The sequence below is a fragment of the Paenibacillus sp. N3/727 genome (assembly GCF_022637315.1).
GTDB lineage: Bacteria > Bacillota > Bacilli > Paenibacillales > Paenibacillaceae > Paenibacillus_AQ > Paenibacillus_AQ uliginis.
The window spans coordinates 4,118,531-4,138,599 of sequence record NZ_CP093336.1; the positions used below are offsets into that span (position 1 = coordinate 4,118,531).

Consider the following 20,069-nt stretch of genomic DNA (forward strand, 5'->3'; position numbering starts at 1 on the left):
TTCAATTGCGTGGCAGCTGTCACTGTTTCTAGCCAACAAAAAGGCTGCCCGACAGAAATCTGCAGGACAGCCTTTAACAGTAGTTCATTAACCTTCCAACAAGAGAGATTCCGGATCTTCAAGCAGTTCCTTCACGGTTACAAGGAAACGTACCGCTTCTGCCCCATCAACGATACGGTGATCGTAAGAAAGTGCGATGTACATCATCGGACGATTCTCGGAACGTTCCGCATCTATAGCCACAGGACGAAGCTGGATCTTATGCATACCCAGAATACCAACTTGTGGAGTGTTCAAAATTGGAGTTGAGAGGAGCGAGCCGAAAACACCGCCGTTCGTAATCGTAAAGGTTCCACCTTGCAGTTCAGACAGAGATAACGTATTACTGCGTGCCTTGCCTGCGAGATCAACGATCTCCTTCTCGATCTCAGCAAAGCCCAAGCGATCGGCGTCACGAACAACAGGTACAACCAAACCTTCTTTAGCCGAAACTGCAATACCGATATCATAAAATTTCTTAAGAATGATATCCTCGCCATCAATTTCTGCATTTAGCAGCGGATAACGCTTCAACGCTCCTACTACTGCCTTGGTGAAGAAGGACATAAACCCTAAACTTACATCATGCTTTTCCTTGAAAGCGTCTTTCCGGCGCTTACGAACGTCCAGAATGGCGGTCATGTCAACTTCGTTAAATGTAGTCAGCATGGCTGCTGTATGCTGAGCTTCAACTAGACGGTTAGCGATCGTCTGACGGCGACGAGACATACGCTGGCGCTCTGTCGGCTTGGCAGGGTTCTCAGCCGGAGCCGATGAAGCCACTGCTGGTGCTACAGACTTGCTCTCAGTCGCTGCTGTCTTGCTTCCGCCATTAGAGTGGTTTTTCACATCTTCATGGTAGATACGACCGATTGGGTCGCGGCCCTGTACCTGGTCCAGATCAATCCCGCGCTCACGCGCTAGTTTACGTGCGGCAGGTGAAGCCGGCGGTGTTGAACCGTCTCCGCTTTCTGCCGGAGGTGCTGGCGATTTAGGCTGCTCTACTGGAGCAGCTTCACTTTCTGCTTGTGCAGGTGCCGGAGCCTCAGCTGCCTTTGGTGCTGCTGGCTCGTTACCTACTCCTTCTTCTGGGGATATTTGACCGATGACTTCACCGATCGTTACGTTGTCCCCTTCCTGGCGAAGGATTTTTTGCACAACACCACTTGCCTCCGCACTGATTTCAAGATTGACTTTATCCGTTTCTAACTCGAGCAGAACATCACCGATGTTAACGCTATCCCCTTCTTTGACATGCCATTTAAATATCGTTCCTTCGGTGATAGATTCGCCCATAGCTGGTACAGTTATTTCGTTCACAGCCGCTTACCTCCCCAATGAGATATGTTGATTTATAGTTTTGCGATTAAGGGCAAAAGAAATGATTGTTTGTTGTTCGTACACGTGTACATCCTGATACCCGCTCGCCGGGCTTGAACGTTCTGGACGCCCGCTGTAACGAACCTCAGTACCCTTCGGTGCGATTTCGCGAATTCTCGGTTCCATGTAACTCCATGCACCCATGTTCTGTGGCTCTTCCTGAACCCAGAGGATTTCCTTCACATTCGGATACCGCTTCATAATCCGGGTAATTTCCTCTTTCGGGAACGGATACAATTGCTCTACACGAAGCACATGCAGCCAGGAATGATCCTCATCTTTCTTCTTATCGATCGCTTCTTCCAGATCTACAGCTACTTTACCAGAGCACAGTACGAGACGTTCAACCTTTTTCGGCGATTGTCCAAGTCCAGGTTGCTCAATAACTTCTTGGAAGGAGCCTTCACTGAATGAGGTTACCGGTGATCCTACCCGCGGATTCCGAATTAAGCTCTTCGGAGCCATCAGTACAAGCGGACGGGCATCTTCGGTATTCACGATAGAAGCCTGTCTGCGAAGCAGATGGAAATATTGAGCTGAACTTGTCAGATTTGCAACAGTCCAGTTGTCTTCACCGCCAAGCTGCAGGAATCTTTCAAGTCTGGCACTGGAGTGCTCAGGGCCCTGTCCCTCATAACCGTGCGGAAGCATCATCACGAGACTGGATTTCTGTCTCCATTTGGAACGTCCAGATGTGATGAACTGGTCAATGATAACCTGGGCACAGTTCGTGAAGTCACCATACTGGGCCTCCCAGATCACCAATGTTTCAGGCGAGTATACGTTATATCCGTACTCAAAGCCCAATACCGAAGCCTCGGAAAGCGGACTGTTGTGTATAGCAAATGAAGCTTTGGCATGTGACAATTGGTGCAGCGGACAGAACGTTGTTCCATCAACTGAATCATGCAGAACAAGGTTACGGTGTGCAAACGTGGCACGTTCCGCATCTTGTCCCGTAATTCGAATCGGCTGCCCATCAGCAAGGATGGAGGCAAACGCCAACGTTTCGGCATGTCCCCAATCTACTTTCTCACCATCTTGAAGCGCAGTGCTGCGGCGTTCAAGAATACGTTGAAGTTTAGGATAAACTGTAAATCCTTCAGGCCATTGAAGAAGCTCGGCATTTATGGCACGGAGCGTTTCTGCCGATACACTTGTGTTAGCCTTCGGCTTACTGTTATCGCCGGTCGGGTTCATACTCAGAAGCACATGATCCACTGGCTCTTTCGACTTGACGCTGTCATAAGCATCCTTCAAACCATTTTGAACTTTTGCCTTTAATTCACCAGCATCTGTTTGAGTCATGACTTTTCCACCAACAAGCTTTTTCATATACAGGTTGGCAACGGTGTCATGCTGTTTAACTTTTTGGTAAATGAGCGGCTGAGTCGTTTCCGGATCATCTGTCTCGTTATGGCCGTATCTGCGGTAACCGACGAGGTCAATCAGGAAATCCTTCTTGAACTTGTTGCGGTATTCGCTTGCAAGACGAGCAGCAGCGATACATGCCTCCGGATCATCAGCGTTCACGTGAATAATCGGGATTTCATAACCTTTAGCGAGGTCACTGGCGTAAAATGTGGAACGTGAATCCTTGCCTTCTGTTGTAAAGCCGATACGGTTGTTTACGATGATATGAATCGTACCGCCGTTACGGAATCCAGGAAGCTTATTGAAGTTGAGCGTCTCTGCTACAATTCCTTCACCAGGGAATGCAGAATCACCATGAATCAGAATCGTCGCTGCTTTGTTAACGTCCTGCTTCGGGTATCCTGGTCTACTACGGTCTTCTTGGGCTGCACGAGCAAACCCTTCAACGACCGGATTAACAAACTCGAGGTGACTCGGGTTATTCGCAAGTGTAATACGAACTTCATGCGCATCTTCTTCCTTAAGGAAGCGATCTGCTCCAAGGTGGTACTTCACGTCGCCGGTCCAACCGTAATTAATTCCCATGGATCCTTCAGAAGGTACCAGGTGTTTGTTAGGCGAGTTCAGGAACTCCGAGAAAATTTTACTGTAAGATTTGCCCAGAACATGAGCAAGCACATTCAGACGTCCCCGGTGAGCCATACCCATCAAAATAGATCTGACATCCGCATGGGCCATTTCCCGTACGATCTCATCCAGCATAGGGATGAGTGCATCGTTACCTTCAATAGAGAAGCGCTTTGCACCCACAAACGTGCGATGCAAAAATTCTTCGAATTGCTCCGCTTCAAGCAATCTCTTCAGCAGGTGTTTCTTCTCGTTCCCATTCAACGGTGCCGGGTTGGTACCTGATTCGGCCTGGCTGTTCAGCCAATTCCGCTCTTCCTCTTCATGTACATGACTAAACTCATAGGCGATCGTTCCTGTATATATCTGATGCAGCCTTTGGATCGCCTCCCACCCATTCTTCACATCGTCGGGAGCTTCTTCCCAAACGATTTCTGCAGGCAGGGCTGTCAAATCCGCTTGGCTAAGCTGGTACGTTTCAGGTTGAAGAAGACGTGTGTCTACCTTCGTTCCGATACCAATCGGATCAATGTCTGCGGCAAGATGACCGTAAGTTCTGATGTTCCACACCAGCTTACCGGCATTCACGCCCTTTTTCAGTAGATTGCGGTCAAATGTACCGCCGGATACCTGCGTATCCGCTTTCTTTTCTTTGTTTGGCAAAGATGGAGGAGATCCCCAGCTGGCAAACAGTTCACGATATGCCGGCTCCACGGATTGTGGATCTTTTAGAAACTTTTCATACTGGTCTTGAATGTACCCTAAATTTGGACCGTGATATTTCTGCCATGGTCCCTCTGTCATTCTGTCAAGGGTCTTCATCGCTGACTCCCTCCGTCAGATTATTTTGATAGTTCATGGACGGAAATTCTTCTTACAAATTCATTATAATACACTTAACCACCATACCGAAAATAGCCTTTTTATATAATTATCATCTCATAAACAGATCAATTTGCGTCAATTTCGTGACGGTTCTGTTATCAAAGAGCAAACAAACCCTTCCGCTTTACATTAAAAGGATAAATAACCATCAATTAATGTTTATTTACCATTCCATCTGTCTGATAGGAACAGGACCGGTGTCCAATCCAAGAAGTTCCATTAACTGCTTCGCGTTGGCTGCAGCATCCCCACCCGAATTATTGTTAAAGATCAGCCAGCATTCCTTCGTAGAATGTAGCAAAGTGAACAAATTTTGTTTCCATTCTTCCAACTCCTCAGCGCTGTAACGGTACAAATATCGTACCTCACGCCAATTGGCCTCTCCACTTGCATGCCAACCAGAGGCATTACGTCCGTGAAGACGGATCATCGTTGCATACCCCTGCGTCGGTTCAAGCACGATGGGAATAGAGCCGATCCCCGCTTCCGGTTCGTCGGCAATGCTGTGAATCCAACCCTCATCCCGCATGAACTGCAGCGTCTTCTCCCTGTATTCTGATACAAACCAGCTCTGATTGCGGAATTCGAGCGCGACCGGAAAGCCGTCCATCCATTCCCGAGTACGCTTTAGAATTTCGACATGCTTTCGCTCGCAGTCAAACCAAGGCGGATACTGGAACAAAACCGTCTTTAGCTTTTCTTGCTGCATTAACACGTTCACTGATTCTTTAAAGACCTCAAACATCGTTTTCATATCCGAATAAGGATTTTTGCCGCGCGAGTGACCTGTCATACCTTGATAGGCTTTGACAATAAAGCCAAAATCATCCGGGGTCTGTGCACTCCATTTATCCATCCGGTCCGGGGCCGGAATCGCATAGAACGAATTATCCATCTCGATAATAGGAAAGTGCCGTGTATATGCCCTCAACTTCTCTGCCGCCTTGGTGCCCTCTTCGTAAAGATCATCATGATCTCCCCACCCAGACAATCCAATACGGATCCGGTTGCCAATGGATTCCTCTCTCGGCATCATTATCCTCTCCATATCAACTAGGTATTAGAACAACCGTCTTTCGTTATTAACCTTTTTTTTGCGCATTCAAAAGTCAGAGCTTCCAGACGATAGCTCCATTCTCTTCTGCCTTTTTCACAATAATCTCGCACAAACGATGTGTTTCCAGTGCTTCTTCCATAGACGGCTCTTGCCGGACCTCTCCCGTAACACTTTTGAGAAAGCGTGCGATGATGTCATCAAACCCGCGCCGCTTCAATACCGGCTCCCAATCTCCAAATGCTCGGTGTTTCTCTTCTCCTTGGCTGAAATGAATTGTAGTATTAAGATCCCGGATCATGTGCTTCTGACCCGAACTGATGACTTCCAGCCGCTCTTCTGTAATTCCGCTATCCCGGTTCATGAACCCGATAGATGTATAATCATCTCCTTCAAGTTTGATCATCACTTGAACCAACATTCCATCCTGAATCTTTGGAGAAACAGAGACATCACGAACGGTCCCAGGAGATAAATATGAGATCGTATCTACCACATGGATAAAGTCGTCAAATATGAAACGACGCGCGTAATCCGGTTGATGAATACGGTTTTTTTCCATATAAATATAAGTTCGATCTTTCACCTCTTTAAGCGCAGACACCATTGGAGCGAACCTGCGGTTGAATCCGGTCATGAGTACACAATTCTTTTGGTGCGCCAGCTCTGTTAAAGTTTTGGCTTGTTCGTATGTATATGCAATTGGCTTGTCCACATAGACATGGATGCCTGCATTCAGCAATGATTCAATGATTGCTGGATGTGATTCGGTCGATGTATGCACAAAAGCCGCATCAATTCCTGTCTCTATCAGCTGCTCGATCGTTTTGGTAGTCTGAGTGATTCGGTATTTTTCTTTCATTTGTTCCAGAACAGATTCATTTCTTGTTGATAGTACCCAATCCACTCCATGAATTCCCGCCATAATCGGAAGGTACGCTTTTTGAGCAATATCTCCAAGTCCAATGATTCCCACTTTCATGTATAATGCCCCCTTATAAGCTGAATAAGTATCTTTCTTCTATTATAAACAATCATTATAGAAAACAAAAAAACACACCTCAGAAGAAGGCATGTTTTCAAGAACTATTAGCAAGATAACAGCTGCGTATTTATAAATCGTCGTTTTTACCTGGAACCACCATGATGTGATCCCAAATAAACTTTTTCTCCTGCTCACTTAATGATGTCTTCTCAATTAATAAATGAATTCGTTCTTCCAGATGACCTACCAGATTCAAAAACCGGTCTATATCCGGCAAACGTTCTGTCGCCATATGTTATCCCCGCTTTCCGTTGAACTGAGTGAAGAATCTGGATGATTCGTATAATTCACTTTTAGCACTGATACTACCAAGCATACACGAGAATCGTTAAGTAAACATCAAATGTACATCATAATATGTGTTAATTTTTATAACTACACAAAGATACGTGGCTTGTTAGCTTCATATTTATTTCCAACATCGGGTTTTACCACTATAAAGGTCTGAATATAATAGGTACGAGTTTACATGTACAAGCTATTTCGTTCGGATGGGAGAGAACACAATGAGTCTTTTTCTAAGTTATATCTTTCTGGGACTTTCTTTATCCGCCCCAGTTGGTCCGATAAATGCCGCCCAACTGGACAAGGGGCTGAAAAAGGGATTTTGGCACGCTTGGTTATTCGGTCTGGGCGCTGTGATGGCCGACATCCTGTATATGGTTCTTGTATATATGGGTGTTGTTCACTTTCTGAGTACCCCGTTCATGCAAACCTTTCTTTGGCTATTCGGGGCTTTCGTTCTGATCTATACTGGCATCGAAAGTGTCGTTAGCGCCGGTAAAGTAACGATAAGCTCAAACAAAAAGGAGGATTCCCTGTTGTCATCGGTGTCGTCCGGTTTTCTCATGTCTCTATCCAATCCAATGACAATCTTGTTCTGGCTTGGAATATACGGTTCTGTTCTAGTGAAGACAGCTTCAGATTATGGTACGGGTGATCTTCTACTATACAGTGCTGCTGTAATCTTTGGTGTTCTAATCTGGGACTTTCTTATGGCAGCCATGGCTAGTACTTTCCGTAAATATTTGAGTAATCGCGGGATCACATTCATTTCGATTATTTCCGGGCTTTCCTTGATCGGTTTCGGCATTTATTTTGGCTTTAGAGCAATCAAATTGCTATTCTTTTAAGCATTGCTCTAAATGTGACCTGTACTAGCGAATCGGTTTAGCACGAAGCTTTGAACGTTTCCGTTCTTTCTGATCAGGGTTCTCTTTCTCCTCTTTCCGCCACACCGACTGCATAAACAGCACTACAGCAGTTATAATCGCAATAAAGCCAAGACTGATCCAAAATCCAGGACGACTGGTTTCATGAAACAAGGTTCCGCTGACAGCAAGCAGAATCAGAAGCATACCGATATACCTTTTAATTTGACCCCAAACGGTCAATTCCAGATTCCTCCCAGCCGAAATCAGAATAAAAAACCAGTTATAAAGCAGCATTAATCCTGCCGCTGTCGTTAAATACTCATAAATCTTTCCAGGCATAAGCAGGGATAAAACAATCGAAGCAACGAGTCCCGCAGCTGTAAGCCCTAATGCATACATCGGAGTCTGTCGTTTAAACATTTTCCGGGAAAACAGTGTAGGCGCATCATGATCCTCAGACAAGGAGATGAGCACCGTCGTTACTGCATACAGAGAAGCCACCATGGTCGAGAAACCGGCAATAATCAATACCGCATTAAAAACATGAGGCACAAATGGCAGATTGTACGAACTTAACGCGAAGATAAACGGGCTTTTTGTGGTAGGAAACTTGTTCCAGGGAGCCATCGTTACGACTGCAGCAAGCGACAGCACATAGATAATTGCCAAAATCAAAATCATCACCCTGCCTGACTTAGGCGCCTCTTTCGGATCCTTAAGTCTTACTGCCATTACCCCCATAACCTCGATGCCGCCAAAAGCGTAAAAAGCAAAGATAAGTGATGACCATAAACCTAATCCTCCGGTCGGAAAGAACAAGGAACCAGTCACAGGAGCTTTCGGTTGAATTCCACCTTTAAGCCATCCCATCAATGCCACAGCTGCGATCACAAGGAACATCACAATCGCTGCAATTTTAATAACAGCAAGGATATTTTCCAGACGGTCAAAGCCTTTATTCCCGATCCAAATGACGAATAATCCCAAAACAGCATACCCCGTAGCAAACAACCACATGGGTATGTCTGGAAACCAGAATTGTGAAAATATCGAAAGAGCGGTCATTTGGCTGCCCATAATTAACACTTCTGAGCACCAATACATCCATCCTGTCGAAAAGCCGGCCCATCGCCCATGGGCCTTTTTGGCGTATGTACGGAAAGATCCCTTTTGCGGATCCTCTGCCGTCATGCGTGCCAAAACGTCAAACACGATGAACGTACCGAGTGCTGCCAGCACAAAAGAGATCAAAACCGCCGGACCGCCCAGTTTAATTCCAAAAGCTGATCCAAGAAAATAGCCTGTTCCGATCGTTGAGGCTACACCAAGCAGCGACAACTGCCACCATTTTAAATTTTGTTCACTTTTATCTCCTGACTTTTTTGAAGCTGAAGCGCTGATGTTAATCCCCCCCTTTGTTAACAATGTCCAGATTAGAACAAACTGCTCCGTTTCATTATGTGCTGACAGCTATGTGCATAATCCCCCCTTCAATCTTGAAAATTATCCTTAATAACCTGATTTTGGGGCGTATAATTTGCTTGCTGGCCGGGGTATTCCAATATTAGTTTTCATAACATGCTTTGAATGATGGAACACAAAAAAGAGCGGGCAATGACGCCCGCTCTTTCGTATGATTCTACAACAATTTCTTGATATCATCCTTAATAGACTCAGCCTGCGTTCCAAACACAACCTGTACAGCACCTTGACCGAGACGCATAACCCCGGAAGCACCCAGCTTTTTAAGCTCAGCGTCCTTGACAGCCTTGTCGTCTTTAACCACGAGACGCAGACGGGTAATACAAGCATCGATACTCGTAATGTTCTCTGCTCCACCGATGTTTGTAAGAACTTTAGCCGCTTTCGATTCCGCAGATACAGGAGTAGCGTTACCTTTATCCGCATCCATTTCTGTCTCATCCTCATCATCTTCACGCCCTGGAGTCTTCAGGTTTAACTTAACGATGATGATCCGGAAAAGGAAGTAATACAATACCCCGAAGGCCAGACCGACAGGAATGAGCAGCCATGCATTAGTGGACAGCTTCAGATATAAGAGATAGTCGATCAGACCGGCCGAGAAGGCGAACCCTAAATGGACATCCAGCAAGTACATGATTAGACCCGAAAGACCGGTCAATATCGCATGTACAACGTATAGTAAAGGAGCAAGGAACATGAAGGTGAATTCGAGCGGCTCTGTAATACCGGTTAGGAACGAAGCAACAGCTGAACCGATAACGATGGAGCCAACAAGTTTACGTTTGGATGGCTTTGCCGTATGAATGAAAGCAAGTGCTGCTGCTGGCATGGCAAACATCATAATCGGGAAAAATCCACTCATAAACATACCTGCCGATTTGTCTCCTTGCATGAATCGGGTCAAGTCACCTTGAACAACCTGACCAGCAGCATTCGTGAAGTCACCAATTTGGAACCAGGCAATCGAGTTAAGCACATGGTGTAAACCAAGCGGAATTAAGAGACGGTTAGCGGTACCAAATAAAAATGCTCCAATACCGCCTAGGCTTACAATCCAGTTACCGAAGTCAGCAATAGCAAGCTGTATCGGGTACCAGATCATTCCGACCAGAACTGCTAAAACCATCGTACTTGCAGCCGTAACGATCGGTACGAACCGTTTTCCAGCAAAAAAGCCGAGCCAATCAGGCATTTTAATTTTGTGGTACTTACTATATAAATACGCAGACCATATACCGACTAAGATACCGCCAAGCACTCCCATGTTCAGCTTTACATCATCTGCAATAAAAGGCATTTGCAGCGGCACTTTGTCCATTACTCTGACCAGCACCAAATAACCAATTAAAGCGGATAACGCGGCAACCGCATCTCCAGCGAAACCGATTGCAACACCGATTGCGAAGATGATCGGCAAATTTTCCAAAATCGCTAATGCACCCGAAGTCATAAATGGTGTTACATATTGATTAAGGAACTCACCGACTACACCTAGAGGAATATCTTTCTGATAGTCGATCATACCAAGACCTTGCAAAATACCTGCTGCAGGCAGTGTAGCCACAGGCAGCATGAGGGACTTACCAAGCTTTTGTAATTTTGCCAGCATGTCAATCATCCTTTCAATTTCAATAATTTAGCATATGACTGAAAACGTTTACATAATGCATCGAATGAATAACCTTTTTGTTCCTTTACTCCGGTTAAACAATCCTATCTAAGGACGACCCCCTCCTTGTTATGGGAAGTGTATTTAACATTTCAAGGCCGCATGTCTCTAGCTGTCATAACCCCCGGCAGTCCACAAAAAAAGCCAAGAAGAACGATGACTACATAAAGTAGTCACACTATCTTCTTGGCTCATGCCCAAATTCATGGTAACACGCCTTAAAACGTATTCATTTGATGTTGTTATCTTAATTCAGTATCTCAGGATTGTCAACAACAAAAAAAACTAATTAGGAATTAAGGGTGATGCTAAGCACGGAATCTGATCCGGCAGTCACACTTCCTGTATGTCCTTCAACATCAGAAGCCAACTCATCGGCATTCGTGACAATCACCGGCGTTACAATCGGATATCCTGCAGCCTTAATGGTGTCAATGTCAAACTCGATCAAAGTCTGACCGGCTTTAACAGAATCCCCAACACTGACATGACTCGTATATCCTTCACCCTTCAATCCTACCGTATTAATCCCAATATGGAACAGATACTGCAGTCCTGTAGCTTTCTCCTCAAGCATAACGGCATGCTTGGTTTTGATTACATGCGCAACGGTGCCGTCAAAAGGAGCAACCAGACGTCCTTCCGACGGTTCAATTGCGATACCTTTACCCATATGTCCTGCGGCAAATGCTTCATCTGGTACTTGAGACAGAGGTACAGCTTGACCAGTAAGAGGGGCTTTAACCTCGACTTTATTTACGGTTTTCTTTTTCCAACGTTCAAACATTAAAATTCCTCCTTAGCTTGGCTGCTTTGTTGTGTACGTCCTCTAAACAATCGGTATAAGTGCATGGCCAAGAAGCATACCTCAGCTTCCGGAATAGGACTGCCAAGATCTTGTTCCATAACTTCAGCAAGATGTTTGGCCAGCCCGTATTCACTAGTAAATTTACTTTTGATCTGCTCCGCAAACGGGTTATCCACGTTGACAGATTGGTTTAATATTCGGTCAACGGAGAACCGCAAATGCATGAGGAGCCGAACATGGTCCATACTGCCATTTTTAAATTGTATCCCGCGGTCCTGCTCGATGATATTTACAAGGCGTCCCACCATATTGGAAGCTTTAACTAGCTGACCAACGGGAACATGACTTACAGCTGAATACACATGGTACGTAAGAAAGCCTACCTCATCTTCCGGAACCTCTATGTTAAAAGCCCGGCCAATCATTTCTGCGGCCTTCAATGCTATTTCATATTCTTTTGGAAAGCTGATCTTGGTCTCCTCCAGAAACGGATTAATAATATCCATCCCTTTTCGGATACGGTAAATCGTAAACTGAATATGACTAGGCAGCGCAAGATACACTTTGTCATTCAGTTTACCCGGAAATTCTGTAGTGATGCTGTTTAAAATTTCATCAGTAATTTCGAGCACTTTAGGATCGAAATCCTCCAGCAGATGATGATACTGACTCCACTGTTCCCGATCTTCCAGCTTAAACAGCTTCTCGATGCGGGGATCATCCGAAGTGATCGCATCACCCGTCTTGGTCCCGAATCCGATTCCTTTGCCAAGTATTACATACTCGAGTTCTTTTTTGCCGCCTTGAACCATTACGACGTTATTGCCGATAACCCGGATGACCTTAAACGTTTCCGTCCCGCTCATACGCATCCCCCTTTCTTATAAGCTTAAACCGATTTTGGCAGAAGGATTCACTAAAAATAGAAAAGCCAAGAAAAGGCCTTAAGAAAAAGGCTCTCCTTGGCTCATGCCCGCAAACGGTAACACGCCACTTCAATGTGGATGATATAAATCCATCATAATCCATATCAATAACACCGTCAACTTATCGTCGTTAAGCAAGCACTTCCCACTCTTTTTTGTTAAAAGTCACAAAATGCCCTTCTTCATATTGGAAATAAATGTCTTTCGATAATGCTGTTGCCGTAACTTTTGTTTCTATTCATGTTTAACATCCATCAACGATACCTGTATTGCTGCGATTACATCGCTCAACTGTACTGGCTTGCTGAAATAACCACTCGCACCCGCCGCTAAGCATTTATCCTTGTCTTCCTTCATCGCCTTTGCTGTTAATACAATGATGGGCAGAGATTGTAGTACAGGATTCTCACGAATCCTTTTCATCGTTTCATATCCGTCCATTTCAGGCATCATAATGTCCAAAAGCACGACATCAATATTTTGTTCCATGTCAAGTATTTCAAGGCATTCATAACCGTTTTGAGCGGTTAGCACCTTCATATTCCTTTTCTCGAACGCATTCGTAAGCCCATAAACATTACGAATATCGTCATCGACAAGTAATACCGTTACTCCCTCCAGTTGGAGGGTTTCATCCCATTCCTGAACATCATCCTCAAGCAGTGAATTAATGTTCCAACGAGGATTCTTCTCTATTGTTGCTGCAACCTCCGGAACGACAAACAAGCTCTCATTATGATCTCCATCGGTATTCGCAGGAAGATAAAGAGTAAACTTGCTACCTACTCTTTCCTTGCTCTCAACTGAGATATGACCACCCAATAATCTCGCAAGCTGCAAGGATATGGACAAGCCCAGACCTGTACCGCCAAATTTGCGTGCCGTAGCCCCATCTCCCTGACGGAATGCTTCGAAGATCGGTTTCAAATTCTCATCTGATATTCCAATCCCTGTATCTTCGACCGTAAAAGTAATCATCTCTTTCTCTGAACAATAATCATCTTTATTCATGGAATCCACTTTGCCAATAGATAGCTTCACTTTACCCTCATCGGTAAATTTAATAGCGTTCGACAACAGATTACGTATTATCTGATGCAGCCTCATCCCGTCACTGTATATGATGTCAGGAACAGTTGGATCCATTTCGATCTCAAAGCGAAGCTGTTTACTTTCCGCTGACTTGTCAAAATATCCTCGCATGATTTCTGGAAGCTCCGTCAGATTGACCAAATCCACTTCGATCACCATTTTTCCTGCCTCCACCTTCGACAGATCCAAAATATCATTGATCAAATTCAGCAGTTCGCTACCCGATTTATGAATAACAGACGCATAGTTCCGTTCTTCCTCCGTTAAATGCCCCTCTTTGTTCTCTGATAAAATCTGCGACAGAATCAGCATACTGTTGAGCGGCGTACGAAGCTCATGTGACATGTTGGCCAGAAACTGCGATTTATACGTCGAGCTTTGCTCTACCTGCTCTGCGTATTTTTCCAATTCCTTCGCGGCTTGTTCTGCAGCATCTTTTTGCGCTTCCAGTCGTTCATTCAACACTTGTGATTCGGACGCATGCATTTGGAGTTCCTCCGTCTGCGCCTGAAGCTCTTCTGTCTGTGCCTGTAACTCTTCCGACTGGACCTGCAGCTCTTCGTTCAAAGCCTGGGATTCACGGTACAGCTGCTGTATTTCCATTTTGTTCAACATGGAATTCAGTGCAACTCCGAGCACCTGAAGGAGCTGCTCCAGAAGCTGTCTCTTTTCATCATCCATAGGTTTGAACATCGCCAGTTCGATCACGCTCAGCACTCTACCCTCAAACATAACAGGTGCAACTACCAAGCTGGAGGGCTCTGCATCTCCCAGACCGGACTCGATACGCACATAGTTCGGTGGTATATCGTCAAACTGAATGATCCGCTTCTCAATCATGCACTGACCAACAAGTCCCTCTCCCGGGGAAAAACGATCACGCACCTTGTCCCACGGTTCACCGTCCGGATCAGCAAAGGCTGCAGCCTTAACCAGCTCAGTATCATTTCGGTTAATAAAAAGTGCTGCGTAAGGTACGCTCATCACTCCGGCAGCTTTATGAATAAAGAATCGAGATAATGTATCCAGCCGGTCTGCGCTTTGGAGCAGTGTAGACATGACGGTAACCTGATCTTTAACCCAGGCTTGACGGCTAACATTGGTCAATAGCTTATTCGTATTCTCAGCCAGATCGAGTACTTCATCACGGGTGTTCACCTTGATTCTCCGGCTAAGATTGCCACCATCGGCAACTCCGTCCGCTATACTCGAGATCATCTCGGTTACCTGGCGAATAGGCCTAACGATGCTCTTGGATATAACAATCGCTGCAAGAATTGTTGCTAACGCAACTGCTGCCCAGAGTGAATACATGCTGATCAGCAGATTGGTATTGCTATTTTTCATGTCATCGATACGCTGCGAGGTCAACTGTCTTTCTGCGTCACGAAACTCGGTGAACTGGCTGCGGATCATATTCATCGCTTGCTGGCCGGGATCATCAATAAAAAATTGCAGTGCTTCTTCATCCTGCCCTGCCTGCTTAATTCGAACCGCTGGCTGACCAGCAACCTCAATCCATTTATTAATGTTATCCTTAATGTTAGACAGGTTGGTCAATTGAGTCGCATTATCTGCGATTAACTGATGTAACTTGTTATAATTCATCTCCCATGTCGACAAGGCCATTTCGAATGGCTCCAGATACACAGGGTCTCCGGTAATGACAAATCCACGCTGCCCGGTCTCCAGTTCAAGCATGTTTTTTTCGATTTCATGGGTTAGACTGTTAACTTCAATATCATGTTGTTCAATGAAATCAGCTTCCTGCTGGAGAGAAGTCAGGCGACCGGAAACAACCCACAGAAACACACCAAGACACAATAGAACAAGCACATATCCAAAAATAATCTTGGTGCGGATTTTTATTTTCAGGCTGTTAGGCAAACTGCTAACCTCCCTGTTACTTCGAATTCTTTCTTATACAATATAGTAATTGTAATGAAAATGGTTTACAAGGTAAAACATGCTCCCTGTCCCTCTTCGTGACTTTTGTCGTAGGCCATCACACACAATTCCAGGACAAAACTCGTCAAAATTCGTGAGATAAAGAAATGTAGCTTCTGAAGCAGATTACTGGGCATTCCTGCATAGAATAAGACAAACTGTCTGAAATATAACGGAAAGGCGGTTGTCTGATATGGTCTATTCACCTCTGAGCCGTGCTAACAGTCTCAATCATAGAATCGTATGGAATTTATCACAGCACACCCGAACAACCACCATTGGATCACAATCGGATCTGACTTCAGCGATGATTCCTTTAATGAATTTCATGTCAATGACCGACCAGGTATTGAATCGCGGACAACGGGTCTCCCCCCATTGGCATCCGGATTCCAATGAACTCTGTTATGTCATAAACGGGGAGTTCTCTGTAACGGTTATTGAGCCACTGTCTGAAAGCCATCAAGCGTTCGTGCTTGTTCCCGGCTGTGCTGTTTATATACCTGCCGGATGGTATCATGACATGACGTCACTTAGTGATGATGCCCGCCTGATCTCCATTTACAGCACGGACGAGCCCCACATCATCGAAGCGTTAGTTGCATGGAGCATGATCAATAAGGAAGAACATAAAATGAATGACTTACCTGTACAACCCGTGTTCAACCTAGGTATACTTCACGAAAAAGCCCCTGACCAAACTAGCACAAACCGCGAAAGGAATAAAAAAGACTCAAAAAAAGCAGCTGTTCCTTCTCCGCCCCTCCTCACCTTCAAGTCGTGAAGAATAACAAAACCACGATTCACCGCTATGGGCGAATCGTGGTTTTTATGTAAGTCTTCACGAAAAGTTATAAAATCTGATTTAATCGATGTAAAATTGCTGTTCCGGACGAATTCTTTTCTTGAGCAATGCAAGATCTGCTTCCAGCTTAACGACGACTTCTTCAACCGCTGTCGGATCAATAACTGGTCGTTCCGGTTCAGGCCTTACTCCTGCTTTCAGATCACGAATGATGATCTGCTGTTCCTGCCACTTGTCCATTAGATCGGAGATCGTAGCGTAGAAGCGTTCATAGTCCTTTATAACATCGTCCAGGAACGAATCAACCTCTTCTGCATCATAACCCCGTAATTTATTAGAAAAATCTTTTTCATGGATAGACAAAGCGTCCAGTTGAATGCCCAGCTGTCGGAAAAGCTTCTTTTGTTTATCCAATCGGCGTTTCATGTGTTCATCCATTGTCGTATACCTCCAAATATTGGTACATCACCTAATTCTGGTTCTTCTCCTTTCTTTTTTTATATCATACTCAAGGTCGTTATTAAAACCGTTTGACGTTTTTTTGGAGAAAGTTCCAAAATGATTTGAATACCTTATAATCCATAAACGAATTTGAGAGATTCCTATATCTGAGATGAAAAGAGCCGGGCCGATAAATCATCGGTACCGGCTTTTTTCATGAATCCGAATCCTTACGGATATTGGTTGCAAAGAATTCATAAGCACGGTATTCTTCGCCTCTTTTCTTACTTTTGTATTTCTCAGACATTTGTGAAATTTCTTGAAAAAAGTAACGTGCCTCTTCATCTGACATATAGAGGGTATCATTGATCATACTCGCATAGGGTTTATCTGTGCTTTTGACCTGCTTAAAAAAACGCTCTTTATTTTGTTCATACAACTCTGATAATAGCTTATAAGTTTCAGACCTCATCATTTCATTGGCCGATGGTTCATTATTGGTGTCTTTCCGCTTGATTTCAATCGTCCCTGAAAAAGGCAAATAGTATTTGGCCATAATGCCATTGATCTCTTTGGTCGATACGATTTGCACCAGCCCGATTTTCTCCAACTTTTTCACATGATAATGAACTTTAGCAGGCACTTCCCCCAGCTCATCAGCTACTTCCTTTACAGTCGCTGCCCGGTCCAATTTATAAAAAGCATTTAATATTTGCAGCCGATAGGGATCCGAATAAACCTTAATTTCTTCCAGCGTTGTTAGAACTTTCGTTTCCACATCCGAACACCTCAGTTTCACGATTCAACGTATATTATTCCATTATAGGCCGGATAGGAACAAAATACAAAGTTCTACTAAATAGCACGAAAGCTTTTCTTACCAAAAAGGAAAAATACCGGAATGATCACAAGTAGGCCCATTACCAAATAAAGAATCTGTGGTGAACTATGTTTGGCTGCCAATCCGGTCAGGAAACTGCCAAGAGGCATTGCAGCGGTGCACATCACAGCAAGCAGTGATCCAATACGCCCGAGCATCTCCCGTGGCGTTACTTCCATTAAATAAGTAGAAACAGGAGTACTCGCCAATGTAACTGCAAAACCTGTTATGAGGAAACTTACCGAGGCCACCTCCATCTGGAAGTAAGGCAAAACTGCAGGCAGACTCATTAACGCATATCCAGTGCCAAGCAGCAATGTACCCGTCAGAATCAACGAGCTTTTTCTAAATTTACTCCCGTAATTACCCATCCAAATTCCGCCGGCAATCATCCCTAACATAAGAGCGGTCCCCAGCACACTCATTCCTCCGGCTCCACCGCCCAGCGTTTCCCGTACGTATATTGGCTGCAGTACGTTAAGTGGAGTCAGGCAAAAATTAATAAACGTTGCCAGAAAAGTTGTTGTTAGAAGAAGAGAATGTTTGCGTATAAAGGAAAGTGCTTCTTTCATATCTCCCAGTACACTTTTGGGTTGTGGCTGTTGTGACGTTTCTTGATCTAATACACGTTTTTCATCTGCCTCCGGATTTGGGATAAAACCGATAATGACAGCAGACAGGATAAACGTCAGTGCGTCAATGGCGATCGTACCGGCTATACCAATGAAAGCAATAAGAGCTCCCGCAATTGAAATGCCGATAAGTTCAGAGGTTTTGCTGACAGAAGAGGAGAAAGAATTGCCTGCTAACAGTTTTTCTTTCGGAAGGAGTCTGGGAACAAGTGACACTTCGGCAGGCCGCGAGAAGCATTCCAGTGTTGAGTTCATAAATGTAAACAGAAACAAATGCCATACCTGGATTTGGTCTGTTGCGTACATAAGCGCTGTCAGCGTTACAATGACACCTCGACCGGTATACGTGACGATGAGAACCAGCTTTTTAGACCATCGATCTACAAACACACCTGTGAACAAACTGAAGATCAAGCCAGGCAGATAATTAAAAGCAAATAGTGATCCCATTAACAGCTCTGACCCTGTTAATGTATATACCATCCAACTGTAAGCGATGGAATCAATCGAATCCCCGAATCTGGATATGATTTGTGCCAACATATACATCATATAAGGCCTGATCTTGATCAACTGCCGAAATCCTTGTTTTTCAATGACGGCTGCGTTTTGCATGTCACTTCTCCTCTTCGATAAAATATTTATAACGTTAAAATTATTTTTACGTTAATTTTATTTTAACGATTTTCCTTCACATTGCAATAGGCAAAAAAAATAAACCTCCATTTAATTTTGGCGGTTTATTTCGCAAGTTTCACTCAAGTTCCCTAATTAATAATGCTTGATAAACGATCAAGGTTGTCCAATTACGATTCGTGTTGATGTGCGTGCAGATTCACGACAAGCGTCAATCACCCTCATGTTGTAAATGCTATCTTCCGGACTAAACGGAAGGGGAACGCCATCCAGTACTGCCGCAGCCATCGCATCCGCCTGAAGTGCAAAATGATTATGGGCTCCAAGCTTCTCTTCTCGGGTTCCTTTAGCAGTGTGTATTAATATTTGAGCCTGATCCTCCATTCGCTCCCATCCGAATGCAGATGGCAATTCGATTCTTCCTTCCGTCCCGGAAATCTCTAAACAGCATCGCGAGTAAGTCCACATACCGCATTCAAAAGTCAACCCAAGGCCATTATCGAACTCCAGCAGCCCATGTGCCATCATATCGACTCCATCATGATCTTCGGAAAAAGATGCTTGTGCGGTAATTGCCTTTGGCTCCATCCCATATATCATCCGAGCCGCTGAGATCGGGTAACAACCCACATCATAAATCGAACCTCCACCCATCTCTCTGCTGTACCTTACATTATTCTTGTCTGCCGCATTGTTGAACGTAAAGCTGCCATGTATACCGCGGATTTCCCCAATCTCGCCACGATCGATGAGTTCTCGAACACGAGCATGCTTAGGATGATAACGGTACATAAACGCCTCGGCAAAAACAACCTTGTGCTCACGTGCAGCATCAACCATTTGACGCACATCCACTTCATTAAGAGCAGCAGGCTTCTCACATAACACATGCTTACCAGCTTTAATCGCCTTGATCGACCAAGGCTTGTGCAAATGATTAGGCAGCGGTATATAGATTGCATCAATTTCAGGATCATCGAGCAATTCTTCATAGGAACCATAAGCTGTTGGAATATCGAACTGTTCGGCAACTTCTGCAGCTTTTTTCTTATCTCGGCTGGCGATGGCGGCTGCTTCACAGCGTTCTGATTTTAGTATGCCAGGTATCATAGAATTTCTAGCGATTTTTGCTGTACTCATAATACCAAAACGCAGTTTATTACCCATGAAGTGATTCCTCCTTTGGTCTC

Annotated in this window: 16 protein-coding genes; 2 read left to right on the plus strand and 14 right to left on the minus strand. The window is 44.6% G+C overall.

Translation table 11 applies throughout. The features are described from left to right. Positions 1 to 87: 87 nt before the first annotated feature. From odhB to MNQ98_RS18940, 5 genes are all read right to left on the minus strand, one after another. The gene (gene odhB / locus MNQ98_RS18920; protein ID WP_241929653.1) at positions 88 to 1,359 is read right to left on the minus strand and encodes a 2-oxoglutarate dehydrogenase complex dihydrolipoyllysine-residue succinyltransferase; all 1,272 of its coding nucleotides are present in this window, start codon (positions 1,357 to 1,359) and stop codon (positions 88 to 90) included. A gap of 6 nt (positions 1,360 to 1,365) precedes the next feature. Then, positions 1,366 to 4,242 (minus strand): 2-oxoglutarate dehydrogenase E1 component, encoded by a 2,877-nt coding sequence (locus MNQ98_RS18925; protein WP_241929654.1) that lies wholly within the window; start codon positions 4,240 to 4,242, stop codon positions 1,366 to 1,368. A gap of 226 nt (positions 4,243 to 4,468) precedes the next feature. Beyond that, complete coding sequence (locus tag MNQ98_RS18930; protein WP_241933973.1) at positions 4,469 to 5,338, minus strand: DUF72 domain-containing protein; 870 nt, start codon at positions 5,336 to 5,338, stop codon at positions 4,469 to 4,471. Positions 5,339 to 5,414: 76 nt separating this feature from the next. Further along, positions 5,415 to 6,341 (minus strand): Gfo/Idh/MocA family protein, encoded by a 927-nt coding sequence (locus MNQ98_RS18935; protein WP_241929655.1) that lies wholly within the window; start codon positions 6,339 to 6,341, stop codon positions 5,415 to 5,417. A 130-nt stretch (positions 6,342 to 6,471) separates the two neighbouring features. Continuing rightward, a complete protein-coding gene (locus MNQ98_RS18940) occupies positions 6,472 to 6,636 on the minus strand; it encodes a hypothetical protein (protein ID WP_208919081.1) in 165 nt (54 codons plus the stop codon). 274 nt (positions 6,637 to 6,910) lie between these two features. On the opposite strand from MNQ98_RS18940, the gene MNQ98_RS18945 reads away from it, so the two are divergent. Further along, positions 6,911 to 7,537, plus strand: a complete 627-nt coding sequence (locus MNQ98_RS18945) for a LysE family translocator (RefSeq protein WP_208919079.1) — start codon at positions 6,911 to 6,913, stop codon at positions 7,535 to 7,537. 24 nt (positions 7,538 to 7,561) lie between these two features. Here the strand turns inward: MNQ98_RS18945 and MNQ98_RS18950 are convergent, their stop codons facing one another. The 5 genes from MNQ98_RS18950 to MNQ98_RS18970 all read right to left on the minus strand — a co-directional run bounded on the left by MNQ98_RS18950 (position 7,562) and on the right by MNQ98_RS18970 (position 15,425). Next, positions 7,562 to 8,959, minus strand: coding sequence for an amino acid permease (locus tag MNQ98_RS18950; RefSeq protein WP_241933974.1), 1,398 nt, complete (start codon positions 8,957 to 8,959; stop codon positions 7,562 to 7,564). A gap of 238 nt (positions 8,960 to 9,197) precedes the next feature. Further along, entirely contained in the window at positions 9,198 to 10,652 is a 1,455-nt protein-coding gene (gene nagE, locus MNQ98_RS18955; RefSeq protein WP_241929656.1) for an N-acetylglucosamine-specific PTS transporter subunit IIBC, read from the minus strand. Between the two features lie 349 nt (positions 10,653 to 11,001). After that, positions 11,002 to 11,499, minus strand: coding sequence for a PTS sugar transporter subunit IIA (locus MNQ98_RS18960; protein ID WP_241929657.1), 498 nt, complete (start codon positions 11,497 to 11,499; stop codon positions 11,002 to 11,004). Continuing rightward, complete coding sequence (locus MNQ98_RS18965) at positions 11,499 to 12,386, minus strand: PRD domain-containing protein (RefSeq protein WP_241929658.1); 888 nt, start codon at positions 12,384 to 12,386, stop codon at positions 11,499 to 11,501. The genes MNQ98_RS18960 and MNQ98_RS18965 overlap by 1 nt, the downstream gene beginning before the upstream one ends. Positions 12,387 to 12,680: 294 nt before the next feature. Further along, on the minus strand, positions 12,681 to 15,425 hold the full coding sequence (locus tag MNQ98_RS18970; protein ID WP_241929659.1) for a CHASE3 domain-containing protein: 2,745 nt from the start codon (positions 15,423 to 15,425) through the stop codon (positions 12,681 to 12,683). Positions 15,426 to 15,678: 253 nt separating this feature from the next. On the opposite strand from MNQ98_RS18970, the gene MNQ98_RS18975 reads away from it, so the two are divergent. Beyond that, positions 15,679 to 16,269, plus strand: a complete 591-nt coding sequence (locus tag MNQ98_RS18975) for a cupin domain-containing protein (protein ID WP_241929660.1) — start codon at positions 15,679 to 15,681, stop codon at positions 16,267 to 16,269. 81 nt (positions 16,270 to 16,350) lie between these two features. On the opposite strand, the gene MNQ98_RS18980 is transcribed toward MNQ98_RS18975, so the two are convergent. The 4 genes from MNQ98_RS18980 to MNQ98_RS18995 all read right to left on the minus strand — a co-directional run bounded on the left by MNQ98_RS18980 (position 16,351) and on the right by MNQ98_RS18995 (position 20,046). Then, positions 16,351 to 16,728 (minus strand): DivIVA domain-containing protein, encoded by a 378-nt coding sequence (locus MNQ98_RS18980; RefSeq protein WP_208919067.1) that lies wholly within the window; start codon positions 16,726 to 16,728, stop codon positions 16,351 to 16,353. Between the two features lie 217 nt (positions 16,729 to 16,945). Further along, complete coding sequence (locus MNQ98_RS18985) at positions 16,946 to 17,509, minus strand: ArsR/SmtB family transcription factor (protein ID WP_241929661.1); 564 nt, start codon at positions 17,507 to 17,509, stop codon at positions 16,946 to 16,948. 77 nt (positions 17,510 to 17,586) lie between these two features. Then, a complete protein-coding gene (locus MNQ98_RS18990; RefSeq protein ID WP_241929662.1) occupies positions 17,587 to 18,858 on the minus strand; it encodes an MFS transporter in 1,272 nt (423 codons plus the stop codon). Between the two features lie 177 nt (positions 18,859 to 19,035). Then, positions 19,036 to 20,046: a Gfo/Idh/MocA family protein gene (locus tag MNQ98_RS18995; RefSeq protein WP_241929663.1), complete on the minus strand. Its 1,011-nt coding sequence runs from the start codon at positions 20,044 to 20,046 to the stop codon at positions 19,036 to 19,038. Positions 20,047 to 20,069 lie beyond the last annotated feature (23 nt).

Coding starts and splice junctions, on each gene's coding strand:
- MNQ98_RS18930 (WP_241933973.1), bottom strand. CDS start 5,338: ATGCCGAGAGAGGAATCCATTGGCAACCGGATCCGTATTGGATTGTCT.
- MNQ98_RS18960 (WP_241929657.1), bottom strand. CDS start 11,499: ATGTTTGAACGTTGGAAAAAGAAAACCGTAAATAAAGTCGAGGTTAAA.
- MNQ98_RS18945 (WP_208919079.1), top strand. CDS start 6,911: ATGAGTCTTTTTCTAAGTTATATCTTTCTGGGACTTTCTTTATCCGCC.
- MNQ98_RS18925 (WP_241929654.1), bottom strand. CDS start 4,242: ATGAAGACCCTTGACAGAATGACAGAGGGACCATGGCAGAAATATCAC.
- MNQ98_RS18935 (WP_241929655.1), bottom strand. CDS start 6,341: ATGAAAGTGGGAATCATTGGACTTGGAGATATTGCTCAAAAAGCGTAC.
- MNQ98_RS18995 (WP_241929663.1), bottom strand. CDS start 20,046: ATGGGTAATAAACTGCGTTTTGGTATTATGAGTACAGCAAAAATCGCT.
- MNQ98_RS18975 (WP_241929660.1), top strand. CDS start 15,679: ATGGTCTATTCACCTCTGAGCCGTGCTAACAGTCTCAATCATAGAATC.
- MNQ98_RS18965 (WP_241929658.1), bottom strand. CDS start 12,386: ATGAGCGGGACGGAAACGTTTAAGGTCATCCGGGTTATCGGCAATAAC.
- MNQ98_RS18980 (WP_208919067.1), bottom strand. CDS start 16,728: ATGGATGAACACATGAAACGCCGATTGGATAAACAAAAGAAGCTTTTC.
- MNQ98_RS18940 (WP_208919081.1), bottom strand. CDS start 6,636: ATGGCGACAGAACGTTTGCCGGATATAGACCGGTTTTTGAATCTGGTA.
- MNQ98_RS18990 (WP_241929662.1), bottom strand. CDS start 18,858: ATGCAAAACGCAGCCGTCATTGAAAAACAAGGATTTCGGCAGTTGATC.
- nagE (WP_241929656.1), bottom strand. CDS start 10,652: ATGCTGGCAAAATTACAAAAGCTTGGTAAGTCCCTCATGCTGCCTGTG.